This window comes from Rahnella variigena (genome assembly GCF_003610915.1).
Classification (GTDB): Bacteria; Pseudomonadota; Gammaproteobacteria; order Enterobacterales; family Enterobacteriaceae; genus Rahnella; species Rahnella variigena.
On sequence record NZ_NSDJ01000001.1, the window covers coordinates 795,817 to 809,425 of the forward strand.

A 13,609-nucleotide genomic window follows, 5' to 3' on the forward strand; every position below is an offset into this window, starting at 1 on the left:
CGGGAAAATAGCCTTTCTTTGTAGATTTACGTGCCGTCTTCCAAAATTTCTTTTCGTTACAGCAACTCACTAAATAACGGTGAATGCATCTCGCAGGAATCAAAAATGCGACTGGCGGAAGATATCTCTGCGGCGTTTACTGGCGCCCACAAGGAGGTGCTTATGCGCCAGCTCATCATTATCAGTCTGTTATTTATCCATTTTTCTTCTCTAAGCGCTGAGTTGTCTGAGCGTGCATGTCCTGCCTGGCCAGCGACACATCTGGAAAAGGAAACCCTTCAGCTCACGGCCCAACTCGCACAATGGGACACTGCTTACCATCAGTCTGGCATCAGCCCGGTTGAGGATTCGGTCTATGACAATTTACGCCAGAAACAGAGTTTTTGGCTGCAATGTGCTGGTCAGGTACTTCCTGCACCAGTGATCCCCCGCGCAGAAGATGCTATTTCCGTTCATCCGGTTTCTCATACCGGGCTGAATAAAATGAAAGACAAGCGAGCTGTTGCAGACTGGATGAAGGGGCGTGAAAACCTTTGGGTGCAGCCCAAAATAGATGGTGTAGCAGTGACGCTGATTTACCGATACGGGCAACTCGCCGCGTTGCTAAGCCGCGGTGATGGTGAAAAAGGACAAAGCTGGACCGCAAAAGCTGCATTGATTCCGGCTATACCTCTGACTATCCCCGACCTGGCACCCCAACTGGTGTTACAGGGCGAGCTCTATCTGAAGATGACCGGTCATCAGCAAAGTGCTAATGGCGGCTTGAATGCGCGATCGAAAGTCGCGGGGGCAATGTTGCGCACTTCGGTCTCTGACATATTGAATCAGTTGGGTATTTTCATCTGGTCGTGGCCGGATGGTCCGCTCAGTATGAGCTCGCATCTCGGGAAACTCAGCCAGTTCGGTTTTCCTGTGGTTTCTCAATACACCCTGCCCGTGAAATCTGTTGATGAAGTCGCTAAATGGCGTGATACCTGGTTTCTCCGGCCACTGCCTTTTGCGACCGATGGCGTCGTCATCCGTCAGGAAGAGGAGCCTGCGGGAAAATATTGGAGAAATAAGCCAGCGACCTGGGCCGTGGCGTGGAAATATCCACCGGCAAGACAGCTCACTGAAGTTGCGGGTATCACGACGACTATCGGGCGCAGCGGGAAAGTCACCATCATTCTGAATCTGAAAAGCCTCAGGCTGGACGACAAATGGGTGAATAAGGTGAATGTGGGATCCATAAATCGTTTCAGAAAATGGGATGTGCTCCCGGGAGATCAGGTGGCCATTACACTGGCCGGGCAAGGGATCCCGCGTCTTGACGAAGTTGTGTGGCGCGTGAGTGAGCGCACGGGGCTGCAACTGCCAGACCCACAGCAATACAACGCGCTTTCTTGCTTCACGCCTGAGCCCGGCTGCGCGCAGCAGTTCCTTTCCCGTCTGGTCTGGCTCAGCGGTCCGGAAGCGCTGGATATGGCCGGGTTTGGCGGGGCAACCTGGAAAAAACTGCTCAATGCTCGTCCTGCTGATTCGCTGGTAAGCTGGTTGGATATCACCGAAAAAGAGATGGCTGCGGTTCCGGGCATTGGTGTTAAACAGGCTCAAAAGCTGATGGCCCAGATTTCCCTGACGCGGGAAAAAGATTTTCGCCACTGGCTTTCAGCAATGGGATTTCCAACATTTGCATTGAAATTTGCAGAACGCCAGCATTCCTGGAACCAGCTGAAAGCAATGACCTCGCCGGAATGGGAAGCAACAGCAGGAATCGGGAAAACGCGGGCGAACCAGATTTTTGAGTTTATTCATCACCCGCAGGTGATGGCAATCGCCGGGGCGTTAAGACAGGCGCATTTGCCTGCCTTTCAGTGAGCTATAAAAACCGGGTTAATGGTCCGAATGCGGATAATTGAAGACAGGCAATCCAAGGCGGAACCGTAATGCAATCAGGCGAGCAATAAACCCGACCAGCAGGGTAATGATTACCACCAGATTGTGTGGCAACGAGAAATATTGCAGGCCGATATACACCCAGGCAGAGGCAAATGAAACGCCTGCATATATCTCTTTCTGGAAGACCAATGGGATCTGATTACACATCATGTCCCTCAGGACGCCACCGAAAACGCCGGTGATGACTGCGCAAACCGAAGCGATGATAGGACCATGTCCCATATCGAGCGCCACTTGTGTCCCGATAATAGAAAACACCACCAGCCCCAGCGCATCCAGTACCAAAAAGAGCCGCCGCAGGTGTTGCATAAGCGGTGCAAGCCAGGTGGTCATGAGTGCGGCGACGGCCACAATGACAATGTATTCCGGATGCTTAACCCACCCCAAAGGATAGTGCCCCAGCAGCATATCGCGGACAGAGCCGCCACCAATTGCCGTCGCTGATGCGATAATAATGACGCCAAAGGAGTCCATTTTACGCCGTCCGGCAGCAAGAGCACCGGTCATGGCCTCTGCGGTGATCCCAATAATATAAAGAACAGTGAGTAACATCGATGTGCGCCAGACGAATCAGTAATGAGAAAGCGATAGCCGCGTAGAGTAATGAGTTTCCCATTGTCTCTCGACTGAGTTTTTCTTTTGCATTGATTTTGAAATTACTAAATCTAATGCGATTACCCATGAAACTTGCCTGTGTAAAAGGATGGGTAAGAATAGCGTATTATTTTAGATTAGAAAAATTGCAATTGCTCGTTACTTTAACCTTCCTTTTACTCTTTATGTACGCCCGACATTCTTATCAGAGGTGAATTTTCTCTGTTTATAAGTTACGATTATTTAAAATCGTCACTCATTGACGCACTGCATAATAGTTTTATCTGCCCGGAGGCGTGTATGAAACCCGATATTCCGGTTGCGTTAACACAGCGTGGACCTGCCGGGCACGAACGGCGTGAGCAAATCATTGATGCTGCTTTCGAGCACTTTCGCCTTTATGGGTTTGCCAAAACGTCGGTTGCCGATCTGGCAAAATCGATTGGCGTTTCAAGTGCTTATATCTATAAGTTTTTTGAGTCTAAACAGGCTATTGGCGAGGCCATTTGCTCGCAGCGCGTTGGGCAGATAGATGAAGCACTCCTGTTGATTGCACAAAGCGACCAAAGTGCGACTCTGCGCCTGAGATCTATTTTTAAAACGCTGCTGACACGTAGTCTGGATCTCTTTTTCCAGGATCGTAAATTACATGATCTGGCCGCGACAGCAGCGGCTCAGCAATGGAAATCGACACTAAATCACCGGGCAATGATGTACAGCATTGTTGAGAAAGTGGTCACAGACGGGCGCGAATCTGGTGAGTTTGAGCGTAAAACGCCGCTTGATGAAGTTTGCATGGCGATCACCAGCGTGACCACGCCTTTTTCGCACCCATTGTTGCTGGAACAAAAAACGCCGGAACAACTGGAAGAGCGCGTTCAGGCGATTACCAGCCTGGTTCTGCGCAGTTTGGCAAAATAGCCATAACGAAATTTTTGGTTACGGGTTTACAAAATCGTAATTCGTCACATACTGTCAGCCTTATTATCAGAAACCCGTTTCTGGCCGGTACACCAAAGCGCCCGCAGAAACTTAAGTCCTAAACAGACAGAGAGGAATATTTATGTCTCATCGTCGAGTAGTTATAACCGGCATGGGGGCTGTGAGTCCTCTGGGCTGTGATATCGAAACGATCTGGAAGCGCCTGCTGGCCGGTCAGTCCGGTATCCGTGTTTTACCGGAAGAGATTGTTGAAACCCTGTCCGTGAAAATTGGTGGTCAGGTACAAACCAAAGAACAGGATCCTGAGTCAGGATTCGATCCGGATCAGTTCGTGGTGCCCAAAGACCAGAAAAAAATGGACCGTTTCATTCTATTCGCGATGGCTGCTGCTGATATGGCCGTTGCTGATGCGGGCTGGAAAGCAGAAACGCAGGAACAGCAGGAACGTACCGCAACGGTAATCGGTTCCGGTATCGGTGGTTTCCCTGCGATTGCCCATGCTGTGCGTACTAACGACAGCCGTGGCGCTAAGCGTTTGTCCCCGTTCACGATCCCTTCATTTCTGGTGAATCTGGCGTCTGGTCAGGTTTCCATTAAGCATCAGTTCAAAGGCCCGATTGGCGCACCGGTAACGGCTTGCGCGGCAGGTGTTCAGGCGATTGGCGATGCTGTACGTTTGATTCGTAATGACGAAGCGGATGTTGCGCTTTGTGGCGGTGCAGAAGCGGCTATCGATACCGTGAGTTTGGGTGGTTTTGCTGCGGCGAAAGCGATGTCCACCGGCCATGAAGATCATCCGGAAAAAGCTTCCCGCCCGTTCGACAGTGCTCGTGATGGTTTCATCATGGGCGAAGGTGCCGGCATGCTGGTGATTGAAGAACTGGAACACGCGAAAGCCCGTGGTGCGAAAATTCTGGCTGAGATTGTCGGTTACGGCACCAGCGGTGACGCTTACCATATGACTTCGGGTGCGGAAGATGGCAACGGCGCGGGTCGCGCCATGAAAATCGCGCTGCGTCAGGCGGGTATCCAGCCTTCAGATGTGCAGCACCTGAATGCTCATGCTACCTCTACGCCGGTGGGGGATCTGGGTGAAATCAATGCGATTAAAACCCTGTTCGGAACCGACGGTAAGCTGGCGGTGACATCCACCAAATCTGCGACCGGGCATCTTCTGGGCGCGGCTGGTGGTCTGGAAACCATCTTCACCATTCTGGCCGTGCGTGACCAGATTGTTCCTCCGACGCTGAATCTGGAAAACAAAGATGAAGCAGCTGCAGGTCTGAACATTGTCGGTAATACCGCGCAGAAACATGAGATTACCTATGCCCTGTCAAACGGCTTCGGTTTCGGTGGCGTGAACGCCTGCGTGCTGTTGAAACGCTGGGAAAACTAATTTCCCTCGCTGTTAAAGCATAAAAAACGCCTCGGGTTGTGATGACCGGAGGCTTTTTTTTTGTGCGTGAGGCAATGAACCTGTTGTCGTTATTTTTTATTCAGACGCTTTGCGGCTGATTCAATTTGCCTGATGCTGTGTTCCGGAGCGGGGAGATTTTCCGGCATGGTTCCGCCTAATTCTTCGATTGTTTTCCGAACCTTACTACCCACATCAAAATGTGTCTAATCCGCCATACAGCCCCTGATAGCCATGATTCTGAAACACGGCAAAATCCAGAGTGGTTTTTACGCCGGCCTGTTGAGCGACTTCGACTAATTGTTTGTTATGCTCTTTTAGCTCGTTACGCAGGAACAGACGCTTTTCATCTTCCCTGAGTCGCTTAAAGTTTTCATCATCAGCTAATTCTTGCCGTCTGGTTTGCAGAGCAAAGTAAGTCTGTCCTGCAGCGATGACGGGTTTGCCGGGATCACCATTTTGGACAACCAGATAACATGCGTATCTCGACAGATGAACGTCATCTAATTCACGCAATGCTGTTGAACCAAGAGTAACCATTTTGGTGGCGTCAACGAAATGGTCTGCTATCTCCTGATTACTTGTCTCACAGGCTTGCATAGCTCTGGATAGAACCTTCTGGAAATTCCTCCAGTCTTTATAATCCAATAAAGAGGACAGGTCTCTTGCTGACCAATACTCACTTCCATTTTCGTTGTTCAGACGAAGTTTTTCAAAAGGTTGATGGTGTTCGTTCATGCCAATCTCCATATTGCAAATGATACAGCTGGCCAGAACAAGGGAATGGCTAGCGCGTTTTAAGGCGCCTTCATGATAACTCCTGAGAATAAAAAAAAGCCCGCCAGGATGCGGACTTTCTAATGTTAGTAAGACTTAATAATACGCTTTGACGTTTTACTCAATATTCTGGATCTGCTCGCGCATTTGCTCGATCAATACTTTCAGCTCAATGGCGGAAGTCGTGACATCGGCGTTGATGGATTTAGACGCCAGCGTATTCGACTCGCGGTTAAATTCCTGCATCATGAAATCAAGACGACGGCCAACGGCTTCTTCCTTCTTCATGATTTTGTGCGTTTCTTTGACGTGTGCTTCCAGACGGTCCAGCTCTTCTGCCACATCAACACGCTGCGCCATCAGCACCAGTTCCTGCTCCAGACGGGTGTTTTCCAGCTGTACCTGGGCATCTTCCAGCTTGCTGACCAGACGTTCGCGCTGCCATTGCAAAATGTTTGGCATCTGGGCACGAACCTTGATCACTTCAGCACTGACACCGTCGAGACGTTGCTCGATCATGGTTTTCAGCGCGGCACCTTCGCTTTCACGGGCGCTGATGAAATCGTCGAGCGCAGTTTCCAGAGCCACCAGCAATTCGTTGCTGATAGCATCTAGATCCTGTTCTTCGGCCAGCATGACGCCCGGCCAGCGCAGAACTTCCAGCGGATTGATTTCGCCTTCGTCACTTTGCATTTTTACCCATTGCGCGGCTTCAACCAGCTGTTTAGCCAGCTTTTCATTGAGCTGCAATGTGCTCTGTGCGCCCGGATCGAGATCAAAACGCAGATTACATTCGACTTTACCGCGGGTCAGGCGAGAACGAATACGCTCACGGACGACCGGCTCCAGGCTGCGGAATTGCTCGGGCAGACGGATGTAAGTTTCGAGATAACGTTGGTTTACCGAGCGGAGTTCCCACGCTGCGCTGCCCCAGTCACCCTTAATTTCGCGTCGGGCATAAGCGGTCATACTTCTGATCATGTATGCGTACCTGTTAATGTAAAGATGCAGCGATTATAGCCGTGCCGTGCCGGTCATGATAGGCATTACCTCGCGAAGTCCGTATAATGCGCAGCCAAACATGATTCGCGACCCGGAGAACTATCCATGCGTCCAGCAGGCCGAAATGCACAACAAGTGCGCCCCGTAACACTGACCCGCCATTACACTAAACACGCTGAAGGTTCCGTGCTGGTGGAGTTTGGTGATACCAAAGTGCTGTGTACCGCCACGGTGGAGGAAGGTGTTCCGCGTTTTCTGAAAGGTCAGGGACAAGGTTGGATCACCGCTGAGTACGGCATGTTGCCGCGTTCTACCCACACGCGTAATGCGCGTGAAGCTGCCAAAGGCAAGCAAGGCGGCCGTACGCTGGAAATTCAGCGTCTGATTGCCCGTTCCCTGCGTGCTGCTGTCGATCTGAAAAAGTTAGGTGAGTTCACCATTACCCTCGACTGCGACGTGTTGCAGGCTGATGGTGGTACGCGCACTGCGTCCATTTCTGGTGCGTGTGTGGCTCTGGCCGATGCGCTTAATGCGCTGGTGGCTGCGGGGAAACTGAAAGCTAACCCGATGAAAGGCATGGTTGCCGCGGTGTCTGTCGGTATCGTTAAAGGCGAAGCGCTGTGTGACCTTGAGTATGTCGAAGATTCGGCAGCTGAAACCGATATGAACGTCGTGATGATGGAAGATGGCCGCATGATTGAGGTGCAGGGCACCGCAGAGGGCGAGCCGTTCAGTCATGAGGAGCTACTCGGTTTACTGGCCCTCGCCCGAGGGGGCATCGACACTATCTTCCAGGCGCAGAAAGCGGCGCTGGCGGAATAATTTTTTAAGGCGACTGAGAAGTCGCCTTTTTTATGGCCTGCGGGCTGACAATTAGAAATAAGACATTATCGAGGAGACCATCAATGAAAGCCTATCAGCGCCAGTTTATTGAGTTCGCACTGAACAAACAGGTTTTGAAATTCGGCGAATTTACCCTGAAGTCAGGGCGCATCAGCCCTTACTTCTTCAATGCCGGTTTGTTTAATACCGGCCGTGATCTGGCGTTACTGGGACGTTTTTATGCCGAAGCATTGGTGGATTCTAAAATTGATTTCGATTTAGTGTTTGGACCGGCTTACAAAGGTATTCCGATCGCGACGACCACGGCGGTTGCGCTGGCTGAGCACCATGAGCGCGATGTGCCATACTGCTTTAACCGCAAAGAGGCCAAAGACCACGGCGAAGGCGGTTTGCTGGTAGGCAGTCCGTTGCAGGGGCGCGTCATGCTGGTGGATGATGTCATCACCGCCGGGACGGCTATCCGTGAATCGATGGAAATCATCAATGCCAATAACGCCACTCTGGCAGGTGTGCTGATTTCTCTGGATCGTCAGGAACGCGGACGCGCAGACATCTCCGCCATTCAGGAAGTTGAACGCGACTATCATTGCAAAGTGATTTCAATTATTACGCTGGCCGACCTGATTGAGTATCTGGAAGAAAAAGCGGAAATGGCTGACCATCTGGCTGCTGTGCGGGCTTACCGGCAGGAGTATGGCGTTTAATATCGGGTAAAACTTCATAAGGCAGGGATGTCATGACACAAATTGAAGCGGGCAGCAAAGCATGGATCCCTTCCCGGGCGGCAGAGTTTCTCTGTCGCCAGACGCAGCGCCTGGTCAGAAGCCGCATCCTGACGCCAGCGGAATGCCAGCGTATTTATGATTTTTTTGGTGTCCGGCCTGATTATCCTGAATGGCGAAAATTTCTGGTCCCGTTACTCTCGCTGCTGGGTTTATTGTCGCTGGTCGCGGGTGCCGTCTTTTTTGTCGCCTGGAACTGGGCAAATATGCCGAAGATGGCAAAATTTGCGCTGGCAGAGTTGTTGATCGTTGCGCTTGCCGTCGTAGTCTGGTGGCGCTGGTATGACGGACTTGCACGCAGCGCCTTGCTGGCCGCCGGCCTCAGCTTTGGTGCGCTGTTTGCCCTCTATGGCCAGATTTATCAGACGGGCGCCGACAGCTGGGAGTTGTTCAGAGCCTGGTTGTTTGTTTTCCTGCCTTTAGCCCTCATCGCCCGACAGAACAGTCTGTGGTTCTGCTCCTGGTTACTTGCCAATCTTACGTTTCAGCTCTATTACGCTACGGTGTCAATGTCTTTGCTGGACAGCGCGGCATTTGACGGTCTCGACTATTTCCCTGCAACTGCGCTCTGCAGCTATCTGATTGTGCAGATATTGTGTCTGGTTACGCGTGAAGTGCTTGCCCTGCGGACCCTAAAACATAATCCTCAGTCCTGGCTTGCCAGTCGCTGGTTCTCCCGCGTGATGGCTGGTTTTCTGCTGTTGATGCTGACGTCCATCGTGGCGGGAAATATATCCGGCTGGAGCTACGGTAACCATCATCCCTTTATTACCGCGTTATGGCTGGTTGTTTTGCTGGCGGGATACCTCTTCTACCGCTATCGCCATCCCGATCTTTGCATGCTGACGTTGGGGACGGTCAGTTTGGCTGCCGTTGGATGCGTATTGATCATGCAAATGTTCGACAGTTCTTACGATGTGGGTGGCCTGTTTATGCTGGGCTGTCTGATGGCTTTATGGCTGGCGGGATGTGGTGCTCTGATGCTCTACTGGCGGCGTAAACTCTATGAGCGCCAGCCGGTCGAGGTCTCCTCCACGGAGATCGCTTTACTGGCGGAGCAATTACGTCAGCATAATTTGCTTAATCAGACGCAAATTGAAGAGATTCAGCAATACGATCACTCCTCTCACCTTCCCTGGTATCTGCGGCTGACGCTGGGTATCGGTGGCTGGGTGGCGGCGATGATTATTTTACTTCTGCTGATACTGGTGCTGTATGTTGTCGGCCTGCTCAATGATCCCAACGCTGCCACGGTGATTATCCCTTCGCTGCTCCTTGCCTTTGTCGCCGGCGGACTTTTGCGCGTACAGGGCGTGAGCAAGCATCATATCGGGCTGGCATGGGTAATAGCCGCAACCTGTGGCCTCTGTTTTGGTTTCTATATTCTCTTTGAGCCTGGTTGGGAAATGTCTTTCCTGGTGGGCTCGCTCTGTTCATTGCCGGTGCTTGCGTTGATGGCGCTGGCCATGCCTGATCGTACTTTCCGCTTTATGGCGATAACCGCGCTGACATTTTTTCTGATCCTTTCCGGCAATTTGCTGGCTGGCATGTATTTACCGCCGGCCGCCAGTTTTTGGGCCGTTTCAGCGCTGGTCGCTGCGATAGTGATTTTCTGGCTGTGGATTATCAGAGAACAAATTAACCTAAAAGCCACATCATGGGCTGATGCGGTTTCTCCTTTCCTCTGGGGTATTCCTTCCGGCCTGATATTGCAGTGTTTTTCCGGTATTAATTCCTCGCTTCTCTTCGACTTTTTCTGGCAGCCAGCAGGGTATTTCACTCTTTCGCAGGGTACCGGCGCAGGTATTGCCGCCGGTTTAATACTGGGGTGTTTGTATCAGACTGGGGTGAAAAAGACGCCATCAGCCATGCTGTATCTGGCAGCGGCGGTTTTGTGTGGTGCCGCAGCCTTTTATGTGCCGGGAATCGGCCTGGGCCTGTGGTTATTACTGATGGCCCGTTATCAGGGAAGTCAGGGGATTTTAGCCGCGAGCGGCTGTTTTGTGGCGCTGTATATCATTGACTGGTATTACTTCCTCGGCGTCAGCTTATTGCATAAATCTCTTCTGATGTTTGTCACAGGCGTGGTGTTGCTGGCGCTGGCATTTGCAGCCAAAAAGCTGATCCCCGCGTGTAAGGAGCAAACTTATGCGAACCGGTAATCTGAGAAAATGGCTGGCAGGATTAGTGATACTGCTGGCGCTAATCGCAGTGAATGCGGGTATCTGGCAAAAAGAGCAGGTACTTAAACAGGGCGCGGTGATGATATTGCAGCTTGCGCCGGTTGATCCGCGCTCTCTGATGCAGGGGGATTACATGGTTCTCAACTATGCCATTACGCGTTCTTTGCAGCAGGAGTTATACCAGCAACGTCAGGTTTGTGATTCTGTTCCACAGACGCCTTGTCTTCCTGTCAGTGGCAAAATTATTGTGGCCGTTAATGAGCACCGGCAGGTCACTCAGGCGCGGTTTGATAGCGGTGACCCGCTGAAGCCCGATGAGTTGCGGGTTAACTATCATATGAATGCCGGAACGCTGACGGTGGGTACTGATGCTTACTTTTTCCAGGAAGGCCACGGTGAGCGTTTCGCCAGCGCACGTTATGGTGCATTTCGGGTAGGAGAAGACGGGTCGGCTTTACTGACCGCTATGCTGGATGAAAATGGAAAAATGATTCAGCCGTAGCGGGAAAAACAAAAGGGCCTTTCGGCCCTTTTTGATATCTGATGTTTGTCGCTGCGTCGTGTTTTTATTGCAACTGAGCGGAGATAAGCGGCCAGCGGGTATCGAAGTCTTGTGTCGGCTTGTACTTGAATTCAGAGCGTACAAAACGCGACAGCATTCCTTCGCAGAATGCCAGTAACTGGCTGGCGAGCAGGGTTTCATCACTGATAAACCCGCTGCCTTCACGCATTTTCTTTTCCCGCAAAACCTGACGCAATTGCGCTTCGATTCGCTCGAACAGCTGGTTGATGCGACCTTGCAGGCGGTCCTGTTCAAACATCAGGGCATGACCGGTCATGATGCGGGTTAATCCCGGATTACGTTCGGCAAATCCTAAAATCAGCAGCAAAATCAGACGGATTCTGTTTAGCGTATCTTTTTCATCCTGCAGGATGAGATTGATACGAGTGATCAGACTGTCTTCGATAAACTCGATTAAACTGTCAAACATCCGCGTTTTACTGGGGAAATGACGGTAAAGAGCTGCTTCTGAAACACCTACACTGGCGGCAAGCTTTGCCGTTGTGATCCGCTGGCTGCCATCGCTGGACTGAAGCATTTGCGCTAACGCCTGCAAAATCTCTTCGCGCCTGTTCCTTTTTGTCGTTTCTTTCTCTGCCATGTCTGAATAGACCCTTGCTAAAAAACGGCTAAAACCATGGAGAAACCGCACAACTGCCGCATGAATCGCTGTGATCCTGCGGCTTATTTCGTTCCCTTCGCGTTGTTACGGTCTGATAGTGATAAGGATCTGTTCAATATCGCGTCAAAATCTGCGGTGCTGAACAGGTTCTTATTGGCGACCTGAGTGGCCAAAGCCCCCTTCGCCGCGTTCACTGGCGTTAAAATCTTCCACCAGATTGAATTCTGCCTGAACCACAGGGACAAATACCATCTGAGCAATGCGCTCGCCCGGTTCAATAATAAATGTGGTCTGACCGCGGTTCCATACAGACACCATCAGCTGGCCCTGATAATCAGAGTCGATAAGACCGACCAGATTGCCCAGCACGACGCCGTGTTTATGGCCCAGGCCGGAGCGCGGCAAAATCACCGCCGCCAGATTAGCATCACCAATATGGATAGCCAGACCAGTTGGCAGCAGCGTAGTTTCACCCGGTTTCAGTTCTACAGACGCGTCCAGACAGGCGCGTAAATCCAGACCCGCAGACCCTGGTGTCGCGTAAGCCGGTAAAGGGAAAGTCGAACCGATGCGCGGGTCGAGAATTTTAATGTCGATTTTTTTCATCATAACGGCTGACAATCTCTTCTAATAAACGTTGACCAAGCAGGGACTTATCGCTGAGCGGTAAAATTTTATCCCCGTCCTGCCAAAAAAGATGCAGGGCATTGGAATCACTGTTGAAACCCTGCCCGGCAAGTGAAACATCGTTAGCGCAGATCAGATCCAGATTCTTGCGGATCCTTTTTTGCCGCGCGTATTCTTCCACATTCTGGGTTTCAGCGGCAAACCCCACAACGTATGGCCGGTTCTCTGTCATGGCGGCAACGCCCGCGACAATGTCGGGGTTTTTCACCATTTTCACAGTGATTTCATCGCCTTGCTTTTTGATTTTCTCATCAGCAATAATTTCTGCGCGGTAATCAGCCACGGCAGCGCAGGAAATAAAAATATGCTGAGAACCCGCAGAAAGCTGCACCGCTTTTTGCATTTCCAGCGCACTTTCCACATCAATCCGGCGGACGTTAGGCGGTGTCGGCTGGGTGACCGGTCCGGCGATTAGCGTAACCTGCGCACCGCGTTCAGCGGCGGCTTTGGCAATCGAAAAACCCATTTTGCCGGAACTGTGATTACTGATGAAGCGGACAGGATCCAGCGGCTCACGGGTCGGACCTGCGGTCACCATAATGTTCAGATGGGCCAGATCTTTGCGTGAAGAGAAATGCGCGTTTGCCATATCAACAATCACCAGCGGATCGAGCATGCGTCCCGGACCTACGTCGCCACAAGCCTGACTGCCGCTGTCAGGGCCCCACAACAACGTGCCCCGCGCCGCCAGGCTTTGCAGATTTTCCTGCGTGACGGCAGCGCGATACATTTGCTGATTCATCGCAGGGAGCACCGCGACCGGCGCGGCTGTCGCCAGACAAACCGTCGTCAGCAGATCATTCGCCATACCGGCATTCATGCGGGCCAGCAAATCCGCCGTGGCGGGGGCGATAATCACTAAATCAGCCCATTTGCCTAACTCAATATGACCCATTGCCGCTTCAGCTGCGGGATCAAGCAGGTCGTCGGAAACCGGATAGCCAGAAACAGCCTGCAGGCTCAGCGGAGTCACAAAGGATTTCGCCGCTTCTGTCATAACGACGCGGACTTCAGCGCCCCTTTCACGTAAGCGACGTACCAGTTCTGGTGCTTTATAGGCAGCGATACCACCGCTGATACCGAGCACAATATGTTTGCCGGAAAGTCCCGTCATCATCATTGTCCGATTGGTTGAAAGCTGGAAGAAGCGACATTTTAGCATAACGCGCAATGATGACAGCTATTGGCGATGCTCCGTTACCGGAGCAATAAAAATTCTGCGTAATGTCTCGCAAGCTGACCCGGTGGAAATCACGACGGCTA

General features: G+C 51.6%; 12 protein-coding genes and 1 pseudogene. 7 read left to right on the forward strand and 6 right to left on the reverse strand.

From position 1 onward, the window contains the following. The first annotated feature begins 162 nt into the window (after positions 1-162). Positions 163-1,857, forward strand: a complete 1,695-nt coding sequence (gene ligB, locus CKQ54_RS03670) for an NAD-dependent DNA ligase LigB (protein ID WP_120163704.1) — start codon at positions 163-165, stop codon at positions 1,855-1,857. 15 nt (positions 1,858-1,872) lie between these two features. On the opposite strand, the gene CKQ54_RS03675 is transcribed toward ligB, so the two are convergent. Further along, positions 1,873-2,490: a trimeric intracellular cation channel family protein gene (locus CKQ54_RS03675; protein ID WP_112289302.1), complete on the reverse strand. Its 618-nt coding sequence runs from the start codon at positions 2,488-2,490 to the stop codon at positions 1,873-1,875. Positions 2,491-2,832: 342 nt separating this feature from the next. Between CKQ54_RS03675 and CKQ54_RS03680 the strand changes: the two genes are divergently transcribed. After that, positions 2,833-3,453, forward strand: coding sequence for a TetR/AcrR family transcriptional regulator (locus tag CKQ54_RS03680; RefSeq protein WP_112289303.1), 621 nt, complete (start codon positions 2,833-2,835; stop codon positions 3,451-3,453). 142 nt (positions 3,454-3,595) lie between these two features. Then, the gene (gene fabF, locus CKQ54_RS03685) at positions 3,596-4,870 is read left to right on the forward strand and encodes a beta-ketoacyl-ACP synthase II (RefSeq protein WP_112289304.1); all 1,275 of its coding nucleotides are present in this window, start codon (positions 3,596-3,598) and stop codon (positions 4,868-4,870) included. 89 nt (positions 4,871-4,959) lie between these two features. On the opposite strand, the pseudogene dinD reads toward fabF, so the two are convergent. Continuing rightward, a pseudogene (gene dinD, locus CKQ54_RS03690) lies at positions 4,960-5,626 on the reverse strand (DNA damage-inducible protein D). Positions 5,627-5,782: 156 nt separating this feature from the next. Next, positions 5,783-6,646 carry a YicC/YloC family endoribonuclease gene (locus CKQ54_RS03695; protein ID WP_112289305.1) on the reverse strand — a complete coding sequence of 288 codons (864 nt, stop codon included), beginning with the start codon at positions 6,644-6,646 and terminating at the stop codon, positions 5,783-5,785. A 126-nt stretch (positions 6,647-6,772) separates the two neighbouring features. Here CKQ54_RS03695 and rph point away from each other — a divergent pair, with 126 nt between their 5' ends. The 4 genes from rph to CKQ54_RS03715 all read left to right on the forward strand — a co-directional run bounded on the left by rph (position 6,773) and on the right by CKQ54_RS03715 (position 10,977). Next, on the forward strand, positions 6,773-7,489 hold the full coding sequence (gene rph / locus CKQ54_RS03700) for a ribonuclease PH (protein WP_013577632.1): 717 nt from the start codon (positions 6,773-6,775) through the stop codon (positions 7,487-7,489). Positions 7,490-7,572: 83 nt separating this feature from the next. Beyond that, positions 7,573-8,214 carry an orotate phosphoribosyltransferase gene (gene pyrE / locus CKQ54_RS03705; RefSeq protein ID WP_113877644.1) on the forward strand — a complete coding sequence of 214 codons (642 nt, stop codon included), beginning with the start codon at positions 7,573-7,575 and terminating at the stop codon, positions 8,212-8,214. 32 nt (positions 8,215-8,246) lie between these two features. Further along, on the forward strand, positions 8,247-10,454 hold the full coding sequence (locus CKQ54_RS03710; protein ID WP_120163687.1) for a DUF2157 domain-containing protein: 2,208 nt from the start codon (positions 8,247-8,249) through the stop codon (positions 10,452-10,454). Then, on the forward strand, positions 10,441-10,977 hold the full coding sequence (locus tag CKQ54_RS03715; protein ID WP_120163688.1) for a GDYXXLXY domain-containing protein: 537 nt from the start codon (positions 10,441-10,443) through the stop codon (positions 10,975-10,977). The genes CKQ54_RS03710 and CKQ54_RS03715 overlap by 14 nt, the downstream gene beginning before the upstream one ends. 64 nt (positions 10,978-11,041) lie before the next feature. On the opposite strand, the gene slmA is transcribed toward CKQ54_RS03715, so the two are convergent. From slmA to coaBC, 3 genes are all read right to left on the reverse strand, one after another. Next, the gene (gene slmA / locus CKQ54_RS03720; protein ID WP_013577628.1) at positions 11,042-11,638 is read right to left on the reverse strand and encodes a nucleoid occlusion factor SlmA; all 597 of its coding nucleotides are present in this window, start codon (positions 11,636-11,638) and stop codon (positions 11,042-11,044) included. Between the two features lie 171 nt (positions 11,639-11,809). Continuing rightward, a complete protein-coding gene (gene dut / locus CKQ54_RS03725; RefSeq protein WP_167459615.1) occupies positions 11,810-12,268 on the reverse strand; it encodes a dUTP diphosphatase in 459 nt (152 codons plus the stop codon). Beyond that, positions 12,246-13,463 carry a bifunctional phosphopantothenoylcysteine decarboxylase/phosphopantothenate--cysteine ligase CoaBC gene (gene coaBC / locus CKQ54_RS03730; RefSeq protein ID WP_120163689.1) on the reverse strand — a complete coding sequence of 406 codons (1,218 nt, stop codon included), beginning with the start codon at positions 13,461-13,463 and terminating at the stop codon, positions 12,246-12,248. Before coaBC ends, dut begins: the two co-directional genes overlap by 23 nt. Positions 13,464-13,609: the final 146 nt, after the last annotated feature.

Excerpts from the sequence above, each read along its gene's own strand:
- fabF (WP_112289304.1), top strand. The coding sequence starts at position 3,596 with ATGTCTCATCGTCGAGTAGTTATAACCGGCATGGGGGCTGTGAGTCCT.
- CKQ54_RS03715 (WP_120163688.1), top strand. The coding sequence starts at position 10,441 with ATGCGAACCGGTAATCTGAGAAAATGGCTGGCAGGATTAGTGATACTG.
- pyrE (WP_113877644.1), top strand. The coding sequence starts at position 7,573 with ATGAAAGCCTATCAGCGCCAGTTTATTGAGTTCGCACTGAACAAACAG.
- slmA (WP_013577628.1), bottom strand. The coding sequence starts at position 11,638 with ATGGCAGAGAAAGAAACGACAAAAAGGAACAGGCGCGAAGAGATTTTG.
- CKQ54_RS03675 (WP_112289302.1), bottom strand. The coding sequence starts at position 2,490 with ATGTTACTCACTGTTCTTTATATTATTGGGATCACCGCAGAGGCCATG.
- rph (WP_013577632.1), top strand. The coding sequence starts at position 6,773 with ATGCGTCCAGCAGGCCGAAATGCACAACAAGTGCGCCCCGTAACACTG.
- CKQ54_RS03680 (WP_112289303.1), top strand. The coding sequence starts at position 2,833 with ATGAAACCCGATATTCCGGTTGCGTTAACACAGCGTGGACCTGCCGGG.
- CKQ54_RS03695 (WP_112289305.1), bottom strand. The coding sequence starts at position 6,646 with ATGATCAGAAGTATGACCGCTTATGCCCGACGCGAAATTAAGGGTGAC.
- coaBC (WP_120163689.1), bottom strand. The coding sequence starts at position 13,463 with ATGATGACGGGACTTTCCGGCAAACATATTGTGCTCGGTATCAGCGGT.
- CKQ54_RS03710 (WP_120163687.1), top strand. The coding sequence starts at position 8,247 with ATGACACAAATTGAAGCGGGCAGCAAAGCATGGATCCCTTCCCGGGCG.
- ligB (WP_120163704.1), top strand. The coding sequence starts at position 163 with ATGCGCCAGCTCATCATTATCAGTCTGTTATTTATCCATTTTTCTTCT.
- dut (WP_167459615.1), bottom strand. The coding sequence starts at position 12,268 with ATGATGAAAAAAATCGACATTAAAATTCTCGACCCGCGCATCGGTTCG.